The sequence below is a fragment of the Kribbella deserti genome (genome assembly GCF_042434725.1).
Lineage (GTDB): Bacteria > Actinomycetota > Actinomycetes > Propionibacteriales > Kribbellaceae > Kribbella > Kribbella deserti.
On the sequence record NZ_JBHLTC010000037.1, the window covers coordinates 15,704 to 34,082 of the forward strand.

The window sequence follows — 18,379 nt, forward strand, 5'->3', positions numbered from 1 at the left end:
CCCGAACCTGGGGAAAACCCGGAATTCGGGCCCTGCTCGGACCTCGTCGCACGGCCCCCGAAAAGAGCCCGGACTACCCCGTCGCGACCCGCCCGAATCCCCAGATCGCCACCGGTTGGCGCACATCGCGTCCAGCCATGGCAGGATCTCCATGGCACCCAGCCGAATCAGGAGGCACCCAGCGGTGAAGTTCCGCGTCGAGCGCGACGTCCTGGCCGAGTCGGTGGCCTGGGCCGCGCGTAGCTTGCCCAGCCGTCCGAGTGTCCCGATCCTCGCGGGACTACTGGTCGAGGCCGAGGATGGGCAGATCACGCTGTCCGGCTTCGACTACGAGACCTCCGTCCGCGTCACCGTGCCCGCACAGGTGGCCGACACCGGTCGCTGCCTGATCTCCGGGCGACTGGTGGCCGATATCTCCAAGAGCCTTCCCGATCAGCCGGTCGACCTGAGTGTCGATGGCGCGAAGGCCCAGATGACTTGTGGCAGTTCGCGGTTCACGCTGCAGACGCTGCCTACCGACGAGTACCCGGCCCTGCCGGACATGCCCGCCGCGAGCGGCACCGTGCGCAGCGACGTGTTCGCGCACGCCGTCGCTCAGGTGGTCACCGCGGCCGGCCGGGAGGACACCCTTCCGGTGCTGACCGGTGTGCGGGTCGAGATCGAGGGTTCGACCATCTCGCTGCTCGCGACCGACCGCTACCGGCTGGCCGTTCGCGAACTGCAGTGGAATCCGCTGTCCCCCGACGCCTCCGCGGCCGCGCTGATCCCGGCGCGCGTGCTGGCCGAGACCGCCAAGGCGATGACCGGCACCGAGATCACCATCTCGCTGGCCGGTACCGGTACGGGCGAGGGCCTGGTCGGTTTCGAGGGCCAGGTCGCCGGTGGATCCCGCCGGGCGACGACCCGGCTGCTCGACGGCGAGTTCCCGAAGGTTCGGCAGATCATCCCGACCGACGCCGCGATCGCGACCCGGGTCCGGGTCGACACCGCGGTGCTGGTCGAGGCGGTCAAGCGCGTGGCCCTGGTCGCCGAGCGCAACGCACCGGTCCGGCTGACGTTCTCCGAGGACGGCGTGACGCTCGACGCGGGCAGCGGTGACGAGGCCCAGGCGTCGGAGTCGATTGAGGCGCAGGTGACCGGGGAACCGGTGACCGTGGGGTTCAACCCGACGTACCTGCTGGACGGGCTGGGCGCGATCGGGACCCCCGTGGCGCATCTCGCCTTCACCCAGGCCACCAAGCCGGCCGAGCTGACCGGTGCGAAGGACTACGAGGGCGAGACGCTCAGCGAGTTCCGCTATGTGCTGATGCCCGTCCGCCTCAACAACTGAATCGACTCGAGGGGAATTCACGATGGAGCTCGGCCTTGTCGGTCTCGGCAAGATGGGCGGCAACATGCGCGAGCGGATTCGCGAAGCCGGCCTGACGGTGATCGGCTACGACCGCGACCAGGCGCTGTCCGACTCGAAGGACCTCGCCGACATGGTGGGGCAGCTGACCGCCACGGACCAGCCGAAGGTGGTCTGGGTGATGGTGCCGGTGCAGGCCATCGACCCGGTGATCACCGAGCTGTCCGAGCTGCTCAGCCCGGGCGACATCGTCATCGACGGCGGCAACAGCCGCTGGACCGATGACACCCGCCGGGCCGCGCAGCTGGCCGAGAAGGGCATCAAGTTCGTCGACTGCGGTGTCTCCGGTGGTGTCTGGGGCAAGGAGAACGGCTACGCCCTGATGTGCGGTGGAGACGCCGAGACGATCGGCACGCTGATGCCCATCTTCGAAGCACTCAAGCCCGAGGGTGAGTTCGGTTTCGTGCACGCCGGCCAGGTCGGCGCCGGTCACTTCACCAAGATGGTCCACAACGGCATCGAGTACGCGATCATGCAGGCGTACGCCGAGGGCTTCGAGCTGCTCGAGGCGGCGGACATCGTTGACAGCGTGCCGGAGGCCTTCGACTCCTGGCGCGAGGGCACCGTGATCCGGTCCTGGCTGCTCGACCTGATGGTCAACGCGCTGAAGGAAGACACCCACCTGGACAAGATCCGCGGTTACGCCGACGACTCGGGCGAGGGCCGCTGGACCGTCGAGGCGGCGATCGATCTCGCCGTACCGGTGCCGGCCATCGCGGCCTCGCTGTTCGCGCGGTTCGCCTCCCGCCAGGAGGACTCGCCGGCGATGAAGGCGATCGCGGCGATGCGCAACCAGTTCGGCGGTCACGCGGTCAAGGGCGCCGAGGACCCGTCGTACGCCTCGGTGCCGAAGGGTAAGCCGAACAGCTAGTGTTCGTCACCGCCCTCGGCCTGGCCGACTTCCGCTCGTACCCGCAGGCCGAGGTCACGTTCGAACCCGGCGTGACCTCGTTCGTCGGCCGCAACGGCCAGGGCAAGACCAACCTGGCCGAGGCGATTCACTACACCGCGACGCTCGGCTCGCACCGGGTGGCGAACGACGCGCCGCTGGTTCGGATGGGCGCGCCGCGGGCCATCATCCGGACCGAGATCCGCAGTGATACCGATCGAGACGTCATCGTCGAGATCGAGATCAATCCCGGAAAAGCCAACCGGGCAAGGGTGAATCGCGCTCCGGTGCCGCGCCCGCGTGAGGTGCTCGGCCTGCTCCGCACGGTGCTGTTCGCGCCGGAGGACCTCGCGCTGGTCAAGGGTGATCCCTCGGAGCGACGCAAGTTCCTCGACGAGTTGCTGACGCTCAGGTCACCCCGGATGGCCGGAGTTCGTTCCGACTACGAGCGCGTGCTCAAGCAGCGAAACTCCTTGCTGCGCAGCGCTTCCCTGGCCCGCCGGCAGAACCGCGGCGGCGGCGAAGGCCAGCTCCGTACGCTCGAGGTCTGGGATTCGCACCTCGCCCGCGTCGGTTCCGAACTGCTCGCCACCCGCCTGGAACTGCTGGATTCCCTTCGCCCGCTGGTGGATACGGCGTACGACGCTGTTGCCCGGGGCAAGGGAAATGCCCGGCTGGAGTACAAGTCGTCCGTACCGCTCGAGCCAGGCGTACGAGGTCGCGAGGCGCTCGCCGAGATCCTGCTGGCCGCCGTACACGAGAAGCGGCAGGACGAACTCGACCGCGGGGTCTCCCTGGTCGGCCCGCACCGCGACGACGTCGTACTCGGCCTCGGCGAACTGCCGGCCAAGGGTTATGCCAGCCATGGTGAGTCCTGGTCCTTCGCCCTCGCGCTACGGTTGGCGTCGTACGAGTTGCTGCGAGCCGACGGGGGTGAGCCGGTGCTGATCCTGGACGACGTGTTCGCCGAGCTGGACACCCAGCGGCGCGACCGCCTGGCGGAACTGGTGATTCCGGCCCGGCAGGTTCTGGTCACGGCCGCCGTCGGTGCCGACGTACCAACCGAACTGATGGGTGTGCGCTACGAAGTCGGGGAGGGGACGGTACGACGTGCCTGACCCGGCCGACGCCCTTCCGCTTGGGGACGACCACCCCCAAGGCGGTGACGCGCGAGCCGAGACGGGCGACCTCCGGGCGGCCGGGGAGCAACGACTGCCCGAGCGTGCCGACGACGAGGACACCCCCGCGGAGTCGATCGACCACGACAAGCACGGCACGGACCTGGCCCGATCGCTGGCCGGGCGGCTCAAAGGCCTGAAGATCCCGGCCAAACCGGTCCGGCGCAAGCGTCGTTCGGCGACCACCCCGATGAGCAGCGGCGCCCGGCCCGACGACCGGGACCCGCAGACGCTGACCTCGACGATCGGCCGCCTGATGCGGGACCACGGCTGGGAGGTCGATGTCGCGGTTCACGCGGTGATGGCCCGCTGGCCCGCCATCGTGGGACCGGAGATCGCCCAGCACTGCACCCCCGAGGGGTACGCCGACTCCGAGCTGACCGTGCGTACGTCGTCCACCGCCTGGGCCACCCAGGTCCGGCTGCTCGCCCCCGACTTGGTTCGCCGCCTCAACGCCGAACTGGGCGACGGCACCGTCACCCGGGTGAACGTGCTCGGCCCGAACGTGCCGACCTGGCGCAAAGGCCCTCGCACCGTGCGCGGCGGCCGCGGCCCTCGCGACACCTACGGGTGACTCCGCCGCGACAAGCACGGGTGACTCCGCTCAGGCCGAGGGCGGGCACTTCGCGCTGAACCAGGCCAGGCCCTACGATCAAGCTCGATGCGTACGCTAGCCGAGGGACTGCATGAGGCCGTCCGCCTGATCGCCGACATGTTCCGGCTCTGGTGGCGCAACCTGCTACCTCTGATGACCTGGTGGCTGGTCGGGTATGCCGGCTTCCGGCTGAGCATCAACATCGCGATCTGGCTCGGCTCGCACAATCACCGCAGCCTGGCCATCGGCGTCTTCTCCGCCGGCGTGCTACTGCAGCTGGCCGTCATCGTCGGCATGATCCGCACCTGCGCGAGCTCCCTGTACCGCTGGCGCGACGCCGCGGCCGGCCCGGGTGAGACGACCGACCCGACCCAGCAGCAGCTGCTCGACCTGCTCTCGCTGACCTTGCTGCCGCTGGTGGCGGTCTGGTCGGCCTGGGGCTTCCTCGATGAGCAGATCAGCGAGCTCGAGACCAGTTACGCGATGGATCGTGGTCTCGGCCCGGGCGAGTACCTGATCAGTTTCAGCGGCGATTCCTGGAAGGGCTTCCTGCCGGCGCTGCTTGCGCTGCTGGTGATCCGCCGGCTGCTGGAGTTCGCCGACGACCGTTGGCCCAGCAAGGCCGGCAAGCTCGCCCAGGTCTGGAGCGAGGCCTTCTTCCTGCTGTTGCTGCTGGCGATCGCCCCGCCGGTGATCGACCTGGTGAAGGACTGGTTCGAGGACCGGGTCTTCTGGTTCCAGACGGTGCAGTGGTGGCAGTCGCTCAAGGAGTTCTTCAGCAGCATCAAGCTCCCGGTCCCGGACGGTCTGGAGTTCCTCTGGGGCTTCTTCGACGAGACACTGTGGCCGCTGTTCAAGAAGGGCGTCGCCGAGCCGCTGACCTGGCTCGCGATCACCACGGTCGTTTTCGGGCACCGCGCGCTGTCCAGCCACGGCTTCATCCGCGGCACCCGGTTCGAGCAGCGCTTCGGCACCGGCACGGCCCCGGCGCCGCAGGGCCGGATCGCCAAGGTGGCCAACCAGGCGCCGAACCTGGTCCTCGGTGGGCTGAAGGAGAAGTTCTACCCGGCGCTGAACGCGTTCCGCCTGCTCGTTCAGGTCGGTCCCGTGTTCCTGGGCGTGGTCTGTCTCGTCTACACGCTGCACGAGGTCGCGTTTCAGTGGGCCTGGTACCAGCCGCTGCGCTGGATCGGGCCCCTGGGTCATCCCTGGGGCCTGATGTGGGGCGGCCTGGTCGACCTTTTCCGGGGCGCGTTCTTCGACACACTGCGCATCGCCCTGCTGGCCGCGGCGTTCGACCAGTGCCTGTCCGTCGGCGCCGAGAGGCGCGAGGAGGCCCGCCTGGCGGAAGCGGCCGAGGCGGCCACGTCGGGGCCGGCCGACGAAGTCAAACCCACGGCCTGAACCGCCGAAGGTCCTCTCAAGGTCCGCTCGGGCTCTGACCCTGCGCAGGCTGGAGTCAGGCCCGGATGAGCGTGCGGTACTCGGTTCGCGTCTCCGGCGGCACGATGATGCCGAGCAGGCCGGGAACGGCCGACTTCGGTACGACGAACAGCTTGGCGACCTTGAACGGCACGTTCCGCTTGGCCGGGCGGTCGTTGTCGCTGCACGACGTCGGTAGCGGGAAGCGGTACGCGCTCTTCTCCGCCCACTTGTTGCCCTGGTCGTCGGTCAGCACGGCGTTGCAGGAGTAGCCGTCGCCGTCGACCAACACGGTCGAGTCCGCCTTCACCGTCGCCTCGACCACGATGATGGTCGCGCCGGCCGGCACCTCGAGATTGACCTTCGCCCCCTCCTCGTCCACCAACTGGGTGTAGGCCTTCATCGAGTGCAGCGTCCACTCGAAGCCGTCGATCGTGACCGGGCCACGGTCCACCACCTGGGTGACGGCCAGGCTGCGCTGGAGGTTCTCGTAGTCGTCGCCGAGGAAGGGCTTGCTGACGAAATAGATCGATACGGAGAACAGGCACAGCACCAGCGCGAGCCGCGCGGCGATCGAGAGCAGTCGCGCGCTCACGACGCCACCCGCATTACCGGCCGGGTCAGCACGTGCTCAGGTTTGGCGTTGGCGATCAGCTCATCGGCCGTCTGCTGATCGGGAATGCCCAGATCGATGCGGTAGTCGTTCACCACCACGGTCCAGAACGTCGTCGGCTTCACCCACAGCTCCAGCCCGGCGGTATCGGCCGGATTGACCTCGAAAACGAACGTGCCGGTCTCGGCGAAACCAGGCTCGCGGGAGGTGAACGACGCTCCGATCGTCTCGTCGGTCGCCTCGTACACGGTGCCCTCGCCGCCTTTCAGCGTGACCTCGTGGGAGAGCATCTTCTCGCTGCCGCCGACGACCTCCCAGTCCACCGCGACGAAGATGCCGTCGGTGGCCTGGGGCGGATCCTCGTCGTCGGCGTTCTCCTCGACCAGGGTCTTCACGAAGCGCAGCCGGATGATCTCGAAGGAGGAGTTCTTGACCATCACCTTCTGGCCGATCACGCCGTCCACGGTGACCCGGTTCGGCTGTTCGTCGTACACGTGGACCGGACCGGCCAGCCGGGCCAGCCCGCCGAGCAGCACGAACAGCACTCCCACCAGTACGGTCACGGGGCGGTAGAGCTTCACTTGTCACCCTCCGTCTCGATGGTGGCGGGGACCTGGACGACCGCGATCGGCTTTTCGTTGTGCCAGTACGGTTTGTCGTCGGAGATCAGCGAGCCCTCTGCCGGCTTGTACTCCTCGGCCAGCACCGCGATCTCGACCACCTTCTCGCTGAACTCGGGCGGGACCTTGAACGCCGTCGTACAGGACACCGCCGGCAGGCCGTAGACCACGTGGTAGCCGGACTCACCGTGGCAGGTCGTGAGGTCGGCCTTGATCAGCGGCGCGCCGTTCGGTGGGACCACTCGCAGCAGTTCCCCCTGGATGGTCGAACTCTTGCGGGTCTCCTTGTCGATGTTGCGGATATCGAGCGACAACTCCAGCTTGGCCTCGGCCTCGCTGTACTTCGTCTTCGGCCGGCGGATGATCGTCGCCTTGGTGATGCCGAACTCGAACCGGCCGGCCTCCAGCGTGACCGGCGCCGACTTGGTGTCCACCCGGCGGCCCTTCTTCTCTTCCCAGCCGCCCAGCGCGAACACCAGCAGGGCCAGCGCGACCAGAATCGCGAAGAAGATCAGCCATTTCCGGCGGTGCCGATGGATCACCCGGTCAGCGATCATCGCGTCGATGACGTCGTCGAGAGTCTCCACGGCTCAGATCCTAGGGCCGACGGGGCTCCGGCCGTATCCCCGGCCGCTGCCAGTCTCGGGTCCGAGACCTCGCCGGGTTGATCGCGTCAGAAGCCACTGGAGCCCACGAGCGCTTTCCGAGCACCTGTCCCGCGTGGGGGGACATGGCTGGGAGGCCAAAAATACGCCCTGCCCGCGATTCCTGGCGGCTGATGGCCGGTTCTGCTTCGGTCGACGGGTAAGATGGAGGGGTTGAGAGGGCCGCAGCGCCAAAACACCGGCGTCCGCGGCCCCCACCATGAATCGATGCCCCCGCCAGGGGGTCCGAGGAGGACCGCAGCCGGTGACCGACGAGCCGACCACGACCGACGCCAACCCGTCCGCCGAAAGCATCGGCTCAGACGCACCGCTTTCGACGCTGCACCTGTCCGGAGCCGTCGACGCTGAGTACGACGCCAGCGCCATCCAGGTTCTGGAGGGCCTCGACGCCGTCCGGAAGCGCCCCGGTATGTACATCGGTTCCACCGGTGAGCGCGGCCTGCACCATCTGGTCTACGAGGTGGTGGACAACGCCGTCGACGAGGCCCTCGCGGGTTACTGCGACAAGATCATTGTCACACTGCTGGCCGACGGTGGCGTCGAGGTGATCGACAACGGCCGCGGTATCCCGGTCGACATCGTGCCGTCCGAGGGCAAGCCCGCGGTCACGGTCGTCCTGACCGTACTGCACGCCGGCGGTAAGTTCGGCGGCGGCGGTTACAAGGTGTCCGGTGGTCTGCACGGTGTGGGTGTCTCCGTCGTGAACGCGCTGTCCAGCCGGCTCAAGGTCGACGTCAAGAAGAACAACAAGCTCTACACCCAGTCGTTCACCATCGGCGTGCCCGACGAGGACCTGGCCGAGGTGGGCCAGGCCGAGGGCACCGGTACGACGATCACGTTCTGGGCCAGCCCGGACGTGTTCGAGACCACCACGTACTCGTACGAGACGCTCTCCACCCGGTTCCGCGAGATGGCCTTCCTGAACAAGGGCCTCGAGATCGTGATCCGCGACGAACGCCCGGACCACACCCCCGAGGGCAAGCCGGTCGAGCAGTCCTTCAAGTACGACGACGGCCTGGTCGACTACGTGAAGTACCTGACCGGTACGCGCGAGACCGTGCACAACAACGTGATCGCGTTCGAGGCGGCCCAGGGCGACGACAGCCTCAGCCTCGAGGTCGCGATGCAGTGGTCCGGCTCGTTCCAGGAGTCGGTGCACACCTTCGCCAACACGATCAACACCCACGAGGGTGGTACGCACGAGGAGGGCTTCCGGGCCGCGCTCACCACGCTGGTCAACTCCTTCGGCGAGGACCAGGGCATGATCAAGAAGAAGGAGGACAGGCTCACCGGCGACGACGTGCGCGAGGGCCTGACCGCCATCATCTCGGTCAAGCTCGGCGAGCCGCAGTTCGAGGGCCAGACGAAGACCAAGCTCGGCAACACCGAGGTCAAGGGCTTCGTGCAGAAGGTCGTGAACGACCGCCTCGGCGCCTGGTTCGAGCAGAACCCGCAGGAAGGCCGCGAGATCATCCGCAAGGCCACCGCGGCCGCGAGCGCCCGGATCGCCGCCCGCAAGGCGCGCGACCTGGCCCGTAACCGCAAGGGCCTGCTCGGTGGTGGCGGTCTGCCGGGCAAGCTGTCCGACTGCCAGTCGACCAATCCCGAGGAGTGCGAGGTCTACATCGTCGAGGGTGACTCGGCCGGTGGCTCCGCCAAGGGTGGGCGCGATCCGAAGTTCCAGGCCATCCTGCCGATCCGCGGCAAGATCCTGAACGTCGAGAAGGCCCGGATCGACAAGGTCCTGCAGAACAACGAGGTGCAGGCCATCATCTCGGCCCTCGGCACCGGTATCCACGAGGACTTCGACGCCGAGAAGCTGCGCTACCACAAGATCGTGATCATGGCCGACGCCGACGTCGACGGCCAGCACATCCGCACGCTGCTGCTCACGCTGCTGTTCCGCTTCATGCGCCCGCTGATCGAGGCCGGGCATGTGTACGCCGCCCAGCCGCCGCTGTACAAGATCCGCTGGAGCAACTCGGCGCACGAACTGGCCTACACCGAGCGCGAGAAGGACGGCCTGATGGCCGCCGGCGCCGAGGCCGGCAAGAAGCTGCCCAAGGAGAACGGCACCCAGCGCTACAAGGGTCTGGGTGAGATGAACGCCCAAGAGCTGTGGGAGACCACGATGGACCCGGCCAACCGGGTGCTGCTGCAGATCACCCTGGACGACGCGGCCCGGGCCGACGAGACGTTCGCGACCCTGATGGGTGACGACATCGAGGCCCGGCGGAACTTCATCCAGCGCAACGCCAAGGATGTCCGGTTCCTCGACATCTGACGGACGTCAGCCACAGATCACGCCGTACCAGCTCTGAATCGAACGGGACGAGATGACCGAGACCCCAATTTCCCCCGGCCATGACCGGATCGAGCCACTCGATCTGCAGACCGAGATGCAGCAGTCGTACCTCGACTACGCGATGGCCGTCATCGTCGGCCGGGCGCTGCCCGAGGTCCGCGACGGCCTGAAGCCGGTGCACCGCCGCATCCTCTACGCGATGTACGACGGCGGTTACCGCCCCGACCGGGGATTCTCGAAGTGCTCGCGCGTCGTCGGTGACGTGATGGGTCAGTACCACCCGCACGGTGACTCGGCGATCTACGACACCTTGGTGCGGCTGGCGCAGCCCTGGGTGATGCGGGCCCCGATGATCCAGGGCCAGGGCAACTTCGGCTCGCCGGGTAACGACCCCGCCGCCGCCATGCGGTACACCGAGTGCCGGCTGGCGCCGCTGGCCATGGAGATGGTGCGCGACATCGACCAGGAGACGGTCGACTTCCGCCCGAACTACGACGGCCGTTCGCAGGAGCCGGTCATCCTGCCGAGCCGCTTCCCGAACCTGCTGGTCAACGGTTCGGCCGGTATCGCGGTCGGGATGGCCACGATGATCCCGTCGCACAACCTGCGCGAGGTCGCGGCCGCCGCGCAGTGGGCACTCGAGCACCCGGACGCCAGCCAGGAAGAAGTGCTGGCGGCGTGCATGGAGCACATCAAGGGCCCGGACTTCCCGAACGGCGCCCTGATCGTCGGCTACAAGGGCATCGACGACGCCTACCGCACCGGTCGTGGCTCGGTCACGATGCGCGCGGTGGTCGACATCGAGGAGGACGCCAAGGGGCGGACCAGCCTCGTCGTCACCGAACTGCCGTACATGGTCAACCCGGACAACCTGGCGCAGAAGATCGCCGAGCTGGTCAACACCGGCAAGATCAACGGCATCGCGGACATCCGGGACGACACCTCGTCGCGTACCGGTCAGCGCCTGGTCATCGTGCTGAAGCGCGACGCCCAGCCCCGCGTCGTACTGAACAACCTGTACAAGCACACCCAGCTGCAGGACACCTTCGGCTGCAACATGCTGGCCCTGGTCGACGGCGTACCGCGCACGCTCAGCCTGGACCTGTTCATCACGCACTGGATCGACCACCAGATCGAGGTCATCCAGCGCCGGACGCGCTACCGCCTCCGTGAGGCCGAGAAGCAGGCGCACGTCTACCGCGGTCTGGTGAAGGCGCTGGACGCGCTGGACGAGGTCATCGCGCTGATCCGCCGCAGCCCGGACGTCGAAGAGGCCCGGTCCGGCCTGATCTCGATGCTGGAGATCGACGAGATCCAGGCGCAGGCCATTCTCGACATGCAGCTGCGCCGCCTGGCCGCTCTGGAGCGCCAGAAGATCATCGACCGGCTGAACGAGCTCGAAATCGTCATCGCCGACCTCGAGGACATCCTGGCCGACCCGATTCGGCAGCGCACGATCGTTCGCGACGAGCTGGCCGAGGTGGTGGAGAAGTTCGGCGACGAGCGCCGTACCGAGATCATCGCGGCCGACGGCGACCTGTCCGTGCAGGACCTGGTGCCGGACGAGGACGTTGTCGTCACGATCAGCCGCGGTGGTTACGCCAAGCGCACCAAGACCGACCTGTACCGCGTGCAGAACCGTGGCGGCAAGGGCGTGCGTGGTGCCGCGTTGCGGGCCGAGGACGAGATCGGCCACTTCTTCGCGACCACGAACCACCACTGGATGCTGTTCTTCACCACCAAGGGCCGGGTCTACCGGGCCAAGGTGTGGCAGCTGCCGGAGTCCGCGCGCGACGCCAAGGGCTCGCACGTGGCCGGTCTGCTCTCGTTCCAGCCGGACGAGGAGATCGCCCAGGTTCTGACCCTGCGCGACTACCAGCAGGCCGACTACCTGGTGCTCGCGACCCGGCGCGGCCTGGTCAAGAAGACGGCGCTGACCGACTACGACTCGGCCCGGCAGAGCGGCATCATCGCGGTCAACTTCCGCGAGGACGACGACGAGCTGATCGGCGCCGAGCTGGCCTCCGCCGAGGACGACCTGTTGCTGGTGTCCCGCAAGGGCCAGTCGATCCGCTTCACCGCGAACGACGAGCAGCTGCGGCCGATGGGCCGTGCCACCTCGGGTGTGACGGGGATGAAGTTCCGCGAGGGCGACGAATTGCTCTCGATGTCGGTGATCCGGGCCGGCTCGGAGGAGGACGCGCAGTACGTCTTCACCGTCACCGACGCGGGTTACGCCAAGCGCACCGAGGTCTCGCAGTACCGCCTGCAGGGCCGGGGCGGTCTGGGCATCAAGGCCGTCAAGCTGAACGACGAGCGCGGTTCGCTGGTCGGCGCGCTGATCGTGGTCGACACCGACCAGGTGCTCGCGATCAAGGCCAGTGGCCAGGTCGTGCGCAGCCGGGTGGACAGCGTGCCGATGAAGGGCCGCGACACGATGGGCGTGCGCTTCGCCGGCGTCGGCGAGTCCGACGCGGTGGTCGCGATCGCCCGCAACGCCGAGATCGCGGCGGACGAAACCGGCGCCGAGGGCGAGGTCGTCGAGGGCCTGGCGGTTCCGGACGGCGCGGTCGTGGACGTCGAGGGTGGCGCGCTGGAGGGTGTGCCGGGTGTCCAAGGAGTGGGCACTTCGGCGGAAACGCCAACCGAAAGCACCCCTGAGAGCGTCCAGGAAAGCGACGACCATTCGACTGACGTGAACGGCGCGGCTACCGTCGGAGACGACGACGCCGGCCAGGAGGACATCTGATGAGCAACCGTGCGAGGCCGACCTGGCCCGAGGGACAGGCGGAGAACGCCTCCTCGAGACCGGCTCGGGGCACGACCGGGCAACCCGCCGCCAAACCCCAGGGCGGCGCCAAACCGGCCGCGCCGGGTGCCAACCAGGGCTCACCGGGATCGGCTCCGGCCGCCCCGGCGCCTTCCGGGCCTGGTAACGGCCAGCCTCGCCCGGCGCAGACCGGTGGAGGCCGTCCGGCTGCTCCCAGCGGTCAGAACCGGCCCGCTCCGACTCCGTCAACGCCGGGCCGCCCGGCGGTGACTCAGCCGGTCAACCAGTCGCCGAGCCCGAAGCCCGCTCAGCCTGCTTCGGCCGGGCCCGTCGCTGCGCCGAACCGTCCCGCCGCTGTGGTGACCCCCAAGGACACCCCGGCGCCCCTGAGCGAGCAGAAGGCCCGCGACGAGGCCACCTCGCGGATTCAGGAGCCCAGCAAGGCCACTTCGGCCCCGCGGACGAGAAAGGCTCAGCTCCGGCTGACCCGGCTCGACCCGTGGTCGGTGATGAAAACCGCTCTGCTGCTCTCGGTCGCCTTCGGCATCGTCACCTGGGTCGCCGTCTTCATCGTCTGGTCGGCGATCGACGCGGCCGGTGTGTTCGAGAACCTGAACCGCACGGTGAACGAGGTGCTCGGTACGACGTCGGCCGAGCCCTTCCGCATCCAGGACTACATCTCCACCGGCAAGGTGATGGGTTTCACCACCCTGCTGGCGGTCGCGGACGTGTTCATCATCACGGCCCTGGCCACCCTCGGGTCGTTCCTCTACAACATCGCCGCCACCTTGCTGGGCGGTCTGGAAGTCACCCTCGCGTCGGAAGACTGAGGCGATCGGCCCGGCCGGATACCGGTCAGCGGTATCCGGTTTGGGCCGAGCGTGCTTCGTGGGGTAATCTCTCCGCGCAGTTGAAGCACGAAATGCGGGCCTATAGCTCAGACGGTTAGAGCGCTGCCCTGATAAGGCAGAGGTCACTGGTTCAAGTCCAGTTAGGCCCACCCGCTGATCGGTTTCCACCCGGCGATCAAAGGAGCCACCGTGTTCAAGAAGATCCTGCTGGCCACTGTGGCCGGCGTCGGTGGTTACCTCGTCTTCAAGAAGACCCAGCAAGCCAAGGCGGACCAGGCCAAGGCCGAGCAGGACCTCTGGGCCGAGGCCGTGGACCCGGTCACCCCGGGCCACTGATCCCCTTCGGGGGCGTAGCTCAATTGGTAGAGCACTGCCTTTGCAAGGCAGGGGTTAGGGGTTCGAGTCCCCTCGTCTCCACAACCTCTCCCCCACTCCGCGCCCCGGCCGCTCTCTAGCCCCGAACCGGCCGCTCCTGGCCCTAGCCGGCCCGTCGTCGCCGGCCTCCCGGCTCCTCCGGCTTTGAACCGGCCCTTCGACCGCGCCTCTGGCCTTGAGGGTCGTTTCAGGGATACGGCGTGTGACTTGATGGGCAGGCATCGAGTAGTGGGCTGACGCGGTGGGTGGTGCCCATGGTGGTGGCCAGCGCCAGTAGGTCCGCCCGTTCGTCGAGGGCCAATCGGTGGTTGGCCTGAGCCAGGGTTACTGCTAGGTGATTCAGGGCTAGGGCGAGTTCATTCGCTTCGATGTACGTGAGGACGCGGGACTGGTCGCGGGGACCGAGGCGGTCGTCGAGGCGGATGAGCAGTCCCTGGAGCCGGCCGGCGAGCTCGTCGTAGTCGGTCGCGTCCACGGCATGAGCTTGCCATGTCCGTGGGCGCCGGGCCGGTAGGTCGATCCGCTTCCCCGGCCGACGTCGATCCGCCTTGCTCGTCCGGGCTCTGGGCCGGCGCCGATCCGCCTGCTCAGGACGGCTTTGGGGCGGGGTTTCTGGGGTTTGCCGGTTCATTCGTGGTCAGCGTGACAGTTGGGTCACGTTCTGTCGCGAGATGCTTGCGGGTTCGTCCAGATGTGGTCTCTGACCTAGCGGTCAGTCGGCTACTGGATCGATGTTCTTCTCAGGACAAAGACCCAGATGCGCGATGACCACTGCCCCGGACAGATCGTGGCCTCCGGCAACTAATTACGGAGACGGCCTGATTCGGGCGATGACGGAGGATCCGTGCTCGAGATCTACCGCGGTATCCCATATCTGCTTGATACCTGGCTTGTGGTCACCGCGCTCGCGCTGCCGGTGGTCGCAGTGAGTTCGCGCCGGATCAGGCATCTGCCGACGCGACTTGGCACATTGTTGCTTCCGGCATCATTCGGGTTGATCCTGGCGGCCACGCTGAGTCCGACGGCACAGAACTTCGGGGCGATCGGCGCCTGCGGTACGAGTCTGACCAGCCGGGGGGCGTTGACCACCCTGCAGGGGGTGCTGAACGTGCTGCTGTTCGTACCGGCCGCCGGACTTCTCGCGTTTGTCACCGGCAAGCCGTCGCTGGGGATCAGTACCGGGATCGGGATGTCCGCCGGGGTGGAGGCCGTGCAGTCGTTCATACCGGTGCTGGGCCGCTCGTGTCAGCTGCACGACCTGATCGCGAACACCCTCGGAGCGCTCGCCGGCGTCGGCCTGGCGAGCGCTCTTCTGCTCGTACTCCGGTCACCGGCCTCACCGGGACTGGGCGGGTTGTCCGGCCGGAGGTCGTGGCGGTCCGCTCAGGCCATCGCACCCCCGGCCACCGTCGGCCACGCGGCCATGCTCATCTCGCGCCCTCGCTCGGGCCGCCATCGACGTTCCACCGGCCAAATCGTGCTCCGCCCCGCCGCCTCCCCCACGGCCAGCGCCGCCCGAACCGCCGGCAGCCCCGCCCTAGCCACCGTCCGAACCTCCCGCACCCGCTGACCACCCACCCGGCGTACGCCGACCTCACCCGTCCGACGTACACCGGGCCACCGCATGCCCACCGACGAACCGCGCGGGTAGACCGGCCAACGGCCGTCGTACGACGCTCCGTCCGCCGGGCCATCGCGTGCCACCGACGAACCGCGTGCATACGCCGGGCCAGCGGGCGCCGTACGACGGCCGCGGATGCTTCTACGGAGGTCAACCGGCGATAACCGGGAGTGTGGTCAGGCGTGATCGGCCGGCCAGTACGACTGGGACGTACCAATCGCGGTGAGCTGCATATTCGCGAGCCCATTCACGGGGAGGCGGGGTACGGCCGGTCGGGATCGGTCGAGTCGCGCCACCTGCATCGTCCCCGGCTGGCGCGACGAGCCGCTGCTTTAGGGACACCTTGTGGGGGCCGAGCGCCTCAAACGGCGTCGGAGCAGGGGATATAACCCTGCCAGGGAACAGCTACACCTGCCAGGAAGCGACTATCCCTGCTAGCCCACGGTTCCCCCGCTAGGACCGCCGCGAACCCAGGCGTTGCAGCAACTCGGCAGGGCGGTTGGTTCCTCGCCGATGGCCAGCCACTCCCATGCCGGGGCGGACGGAGCTACCCGGGACGGCCAGGCCGGGCGGACATCACCAAGGTCAGGAGGGGCGGACGTCGAGGCCCAGGGAGGTAGCGAGTACGACGGCTTGGGTCATGTCGATGATGGCGCCGGACAGTTCGACGGTGTGCGGGTCGACCGTGCTGAGGTCGGAGCCGCGGAGGTCTGCCTTGGCGAAGTTCGCGCCTTGTAGGGAGGCCCCGGACAGGTCGACACCGCGCAGGGTCGCGCCCTCGCACCGGACGCGGATCAGATCGGCCTCGCGCAGGCGGACGTTGCTGAACTCCGACCCCCGCAGATCCGCGCCCGCCAAGCCGACGAACGACCAATCGCCGCCCGCCACCTTGAACAGCCCGAACGTGCACCGATCGAACCGGCTACCGAGCACCTTGCACCGGGTGAAGGTGCTGTCGAAGAACGACGAGCCGATGAAGGTGCAGTTCACGAACGCCGAGTCGGTATGCGTCGACGCGTTGAACCGCACGCCCCGGAAGGTGCACTGCTCGAAGACGGCGCCGGTATTCGCCACCTCGGTCAGGTCCAGGTCGATGAACGCGACCTTCGTATAGGTATTGCCCGACGGGTCGGGATCGTCCCAGTCACGCACCTCGCTCTCGGTCGCCGGGGCAGGTCTGCCGTGCATGCGATCAGCCACCTCTGCATGCTGGCACGCGGCACCGACAAAATGGCCCGCATGCAGCTCACCTTCGCCTCCGAGCCCGCGCCCACCGGTCCGCACGGCCCGGCGACCGCCGCCGCACGCCGCCAGGAGAGCCGGGCGAGCGCCGACGCGCGTGGTCACAAGGGTCCGATGAACCGCGACACGCCTGGTAACAAGCGTCCGATGAACGGTGGGGACACGCCGGGGGCGCGGGTGAATGAGGATTTGGTGGTGGCGGGGAACGGGTTTGTGGTGGTGCTGGACGGGGCTACGGCGCCTGCGGGGGTGGAGTCGGGGTGTGTGCATTCCGTGGCCTGGCTGGTTGGGGAGTTGGCGCGGCAGTTGACCGTTCCGTTGGTCGGGGGTTCCGAGGAGCCGCTGGCGGATCTGCTGGCTGAGGCGATCACGGGAGTTGGCCGGGTCCACGGTGGTACCTGTGATCTCTCGAACCCGGACAGCCCGTCGTCGACCGTTTCGATCGTGCGGGTCTGCCGCGGGCGGCTGGACTATCTGGTGCTGGCGGATTCGCCCGTGGTGATGCGGTACCGGGACAAGCAGATTGAGGTCGTCTTCGATGACCGGGTCGACCTGCTCCCCGAGTACACGCTCGAGGCGGTCCGGCGGCTGCGGAACTCCCCGGACGGGTTCTGGGCCGCTAGCACCGCCTCGGAGGCGGCGTACGAGGCTTTGGCGGGTACGAGGGACCTGGAGGATCTGGACGTGGTTGCGGTGCTTACAGACGGCGCCTCGCGTTATGCCGATAGGTATGGGCATAGCTGGTCCGAGCTGCTTGAGCTACTTCAAGAGGAAGGACCCGCCGAGCTGATCCGGCGGGTCCACGCGGCGGACGCGGCGGCACCGGCCGGGAAGTACCGCGGCAAGCGGTACGACGACGCCACCGTCGCGCTCTGGTCCCTCTAGCGAGAGTCAGAAGCGGTACGGCGACTGCTGCGGGTTGCCGTGGGACTGCTGCGGATGCTGCTGGTAGTTCGGGAACGGCTGGTCAACCGGCCGAGGTCCCTGCGGCTGCACGGGCGGCGCCGGCGGCGTGGTGAGGCGCCGTTCCAGCCGTCCGGAGATCTGCAGGATCAGCAGCGACATCGTCACCGCCGCAAGGAGCATTCCGGCCATCGCGACAGTGGCACCGATGAACAGGGCCAGCACGAACTTCAGCAAAGCGTCCTGCAGCCCGTAGACATCCAGCTCCGCGCCAGAGGCCTCGGCCGCTTCCACGTCGGACACGAACTGCACCATCCACACGAAGAACGTGATGACCGCGGCGATGGCACCGAAGAAACTGATCGTCCAGTAGGTGGTCCAGCCGGTCCACCAGGCGTAGATCAGTCCGCGGTCCCGGCCAGGTGCCACCTCACCGGGAGGCCGGCTGCCGGTGTCGACGTCCTGCACGATGCGCAGCGGATACCAGTACTGCACGATCGGGCAGAACCAGCTTCCGATCACCCAGCCCTGGTCGAGCCGGTGCACGCCGCGCGGCCGCTGGTAGATCGATTGGCCGGGTTGCGGCTGTGGATTCGGGTCCAGCGCCTCGGTGGTCTCGCGGGCCTGCCAGAGCCAGACCAGGAAGGTGACGGCCGTGGCGAGGAAAAGCAGGCTTGCGAGGTTCGCCAGTGGTCCCGAGTCGGTGAGGCTGTCGGTCCAGGCGAGGACCTCGTCCTCGTTGCTGAGCCCGAAGACGATCCGCTTGATGTCCGGGTACCACTGCCACATCAGGAACGTCTGGTAGAGCGCACCCAGCATGGTGAGGCCGATCAGGACGATGGCGGCGATGCCGAGACTGCGCACCGACTTTGGCTGCGACCTGGGCGGACCAGCGGGATACGGCCCTTGACCATGCCCCGCG

General features: G+C 68.0%; 17 protein-coding genes and 2 tRNA genes. 13 read left to right on the plus strand and 6 right to left on the minus strand.

Features of this window, described 5'->3' with window-relative positions:
* The first annotated feature begins 184 nt into the window (after nucleotides 1-184).
* From dnaN to ACFFGN_RS28440, 5 genes are all read left to right on the plus strand, one after another.
* Nucleotides 185-1,330, plus strand: a complete 1,146-nt coding sequence (dnaN, locus tag ACFFGN_RS28420) for a DNA polymerase III subunit beta (protein ID WP_380053475.1) — start codon at nucleotides 185-187, stop codon at nucleotides 1,328-1,330.
* Between the two features lie 22 nt (nucleotides 1,331-1,352).
* Nucleotides 1,353-2,279 (plus strand): phosphogluconate dehydrogenase (NAD(+)-dependent, decarboxylating), encoded by a 927-nt coding sequence (gnd, locus tag ACFFGN_RS28425; protein ID WP_380053478.1) that lies wholly within the window; start codon nucleotides 1,353-1,355, stop codon nucleotides 2,277-2,279.
* Entirely contained in the window at nucleotides 2,279-3,415 is a 1,137-nt protein-coding gene (gene recF / locus ACFFGN_RS28430; RefSeq protein WP_380053481.1) for a DNA replication/repair protein RecF, read from the plus strand. The genes gnd and recF overlap by 1 nt, the downstream gene beginning before the upstream one ends.
* Complete coding sequence (locus ACFFGN_RS28435; RefSeq protein ID WP_380053484.1) at nucleotides 3,408-4,049, plus strand: DciA family protein; 642 nt, start codon at nucleotides 3,408-3,410, stop codon at nucleotides 4,047-4,049. The genes recF and ACFFGN_RS28435 overlap by 8 nt, the downstream gene beginning before the upstream one ends.
* A gap of 87 nt (nucleotides 4,050-4,136) precedes the next feature.
* Nucleotides 4,137-5,474, plus strand: coding sequence for a hypothetical protein (locus ACFFGN_RS28440; protein ID WP_380053487.1), 1,338 nt, complete (start codon nucleotides 4,137-4,139; stop codon nucleotides 5,472-5,474).
* 55 nt (nucleotides 5,475-5,529) lie between these two features.
* On the opposite strand, the gene ACFFGN_RS28445 is transcribed toward ACFFGN_RS28440, so the two are convergent.
* From ACFFGN_RS28445 to ACFFGN_RS28455, 3 genes are read right to left on the minus strand one after another with little or no spacing between them, the layout of a single operon-like run.
* On the minus strand, nucleotides 5,530-6,087 hold the full coding sequence (locus ACFFGN_RS28445) for a hypothetical protein (RefSeq protein WP_380053490.1): 558 nt from the start codon (nucleotides 6,085-6,087) through the stop codon (nucleotides 5,530-5,532).
* Nucleotides 6,084-6,686, minus strand: coding sequence for a hypothetical protein (locus tag ACFFGN_RS28450; RefSeq protein ID WP_380053493.1), 603 nt, complete (start codon nucleotides 6,684-6,686; stop codon nucleotides 6,084-6,086). Before ACFFGN_RS28450 ends, ACFFGN_RS28445 begins: the two co-directional genes overlap by 4 nt.
* Nucleotides 6,683-7,312 (minus strand): hypothetical protein, encoded by a 630-nt coding sequence (locus ACFFGN_RS28455; protein ID WP_380053495.1) that lies wholly within the window; start codon nucleotides 7,310-7,312, stop codon nucleotides 6,683-6,685. Before ACFFGN_RS28455 ends, ACFFGN_RS28450 begins: the two co-directional genes overlap by 4 nt.
* Before the next feature lie 277 nt (nucleotides 7,313-7,589).
* On the opposite strand from ACFFGN_RS28455, the gene gyrB reads away from it, so the two are divergent.
* The 6 genes from gyrB (at nucleotide 7,590) to ACFFGN_RS28485 (ending at nucleotide 13,733) form a co-directional block, all read left to right on the plus strand.
* Nucleotides 7,590-9,674 carry a DNA topoisomerase (ATP-hydrolyzing) subunit B gene (gene gyrB, locus ACFFGN_RS28460; RefSeq protein WP_380053497.1) on the plus strand — a complete coding sequence of 695 codons (2,085 nt, stop codon included), beginning with the start codon at nucleotides 7,590-7,592 and terminating at the stop codon, nucleotides 9,672-9,674.
* Between the two features lie 52 nt (nucleotides 9,675-9,726).
* Entirely contained in the window at nucleotides 9,727-12,444 is a 2,718-nt protein-coding gene (gene gyrA, locus ACFFGN_RS28465; RefSeq protein ID WP_380053500.1) for a DNA gyrase subunit A, read from the plus strand.
* On the plus strand, nucleotides 12,444-13,295 hold the full coding sequence (locus ACFFGN_RS28470) for a DUF3566 domain-containing protein (RefSeq protein ID WP_380053503.1): 852 nt from the start codon (nucleotides 12,444-12,446) through the stop codon (nucleotides 13,293-13,295). The genes gyrA and ACFFGN_RS28470 overlap by 1 nt, the downstream gene beginning before the upstream one ends.
* A gap of 96 nt (nucleotides 13,296-13,391) precedes the next feature.
* Nucleotides 13,392-13,465 (plus strand) — tRNA-Ile (locus ACFFGN_RS28475).
* 40 nt (nucleotides 13,466-13,505) lie between these two features.
* On the plus strand, nucleotides 13,506-13,652 hold the full coding sequence (locus tag ACFFGN_RS28480) for a DLW-39 family protein (RefSeq protein ID WP_380053507.1): 147 nt from the start codon (nucleotides 13,506-13,508) through the stop codon (nucleotides 13,650-13,652).
* An 8-nt stretch (nucleotides 13,653-13,660) separates the two neighbouring features.
* A tRNA-Ala gene (locus ACFFGN_RS28485) sits at nucleotides 13,661-13,733 on the plus strand.
* 145 nt (nucleotides 13,734-13,878) lie between these two features.
* Here ACFFGN_RS28485 and ACFFGN_RS28490 read toward each other — a convergent pair.
* A complete protein-coding gene (locus tag ACFFGN_RS28490) occupies nucleotides 13,879-14,166 on the minus strand; it encodes a hypothetical protein (RefSeq protein ID WP_380053511.1) in 288 nt (95 codons plus the stop codon).
* Nucleotides 14,167-14,535: 369 nt separating this feature from the next.
* On the opposite strand from ACFFGN_RS28490, the gene ACFFGN_RS28495 reads away from it, so the two are divergent.
* Nucleotides 14,536-15,261, plus strand: coding sequence for a VanZ family protein (locus tag ACFFGN_RS28495; protein ID WP_380053514.1), 726 nt, complete (start codon nucleotides 14,536-14,538; stop codon nucleotides 15,259-15,261).
* A 636-nt stretch (nucleotides 15,262-15,897) separates the two neighbouring features.
* Here ACFFGN_RS28495 and ACFFGN_RS28500 read toward each other — a convergent pair.
* Entirely contained in the window at nucleotides 15,898-16,512 is a 615-nt protein-coding gene (locus ACFFGN_RS28500; RefSeq protein ID WP_380053517.1) for a pentapeptide repeat-containing protein, read from the minus strand.
* A gap of 39 nt (nucleotides 16,513-16,551) precedes the next feature.
* On the opposite strand from ACFFGN_RS28500, the gene ACFFGN_RS28505 reads away from it, so the two are divergent.
* The gene (locus ACFFGN_RS28505) at nucleotides 16,552-17,439 is read left to right on the plus strand and encodes a protein phosphatase 2C domain-containing protein (protein WP_380053519.1); all 888 of its coding nucleotides are present in this window, start codon (nucleotides 16,552-16,554) and stop codon (nucleotides 17,437-17,439) included.
* Between the two features lie 6 nt (nucleotides 17,440-17,445).
* On the opposite strand, the gene ACFFGN_RS28510 is transcribed toward ACFFGN_RS28505, so the two are convergent.
* Entirely contained in the window at nucleotides 17,446-18,321 is an 876-nt protein-coding gene (locus ACFFGN_RS28510; RefSeq protein ID WP_380053522.1) for a DUF4328 domain-containing protein, read from the minus strand.
* Nucleotides 18,322-18,379: the final 58 nt, after the last annotated feature.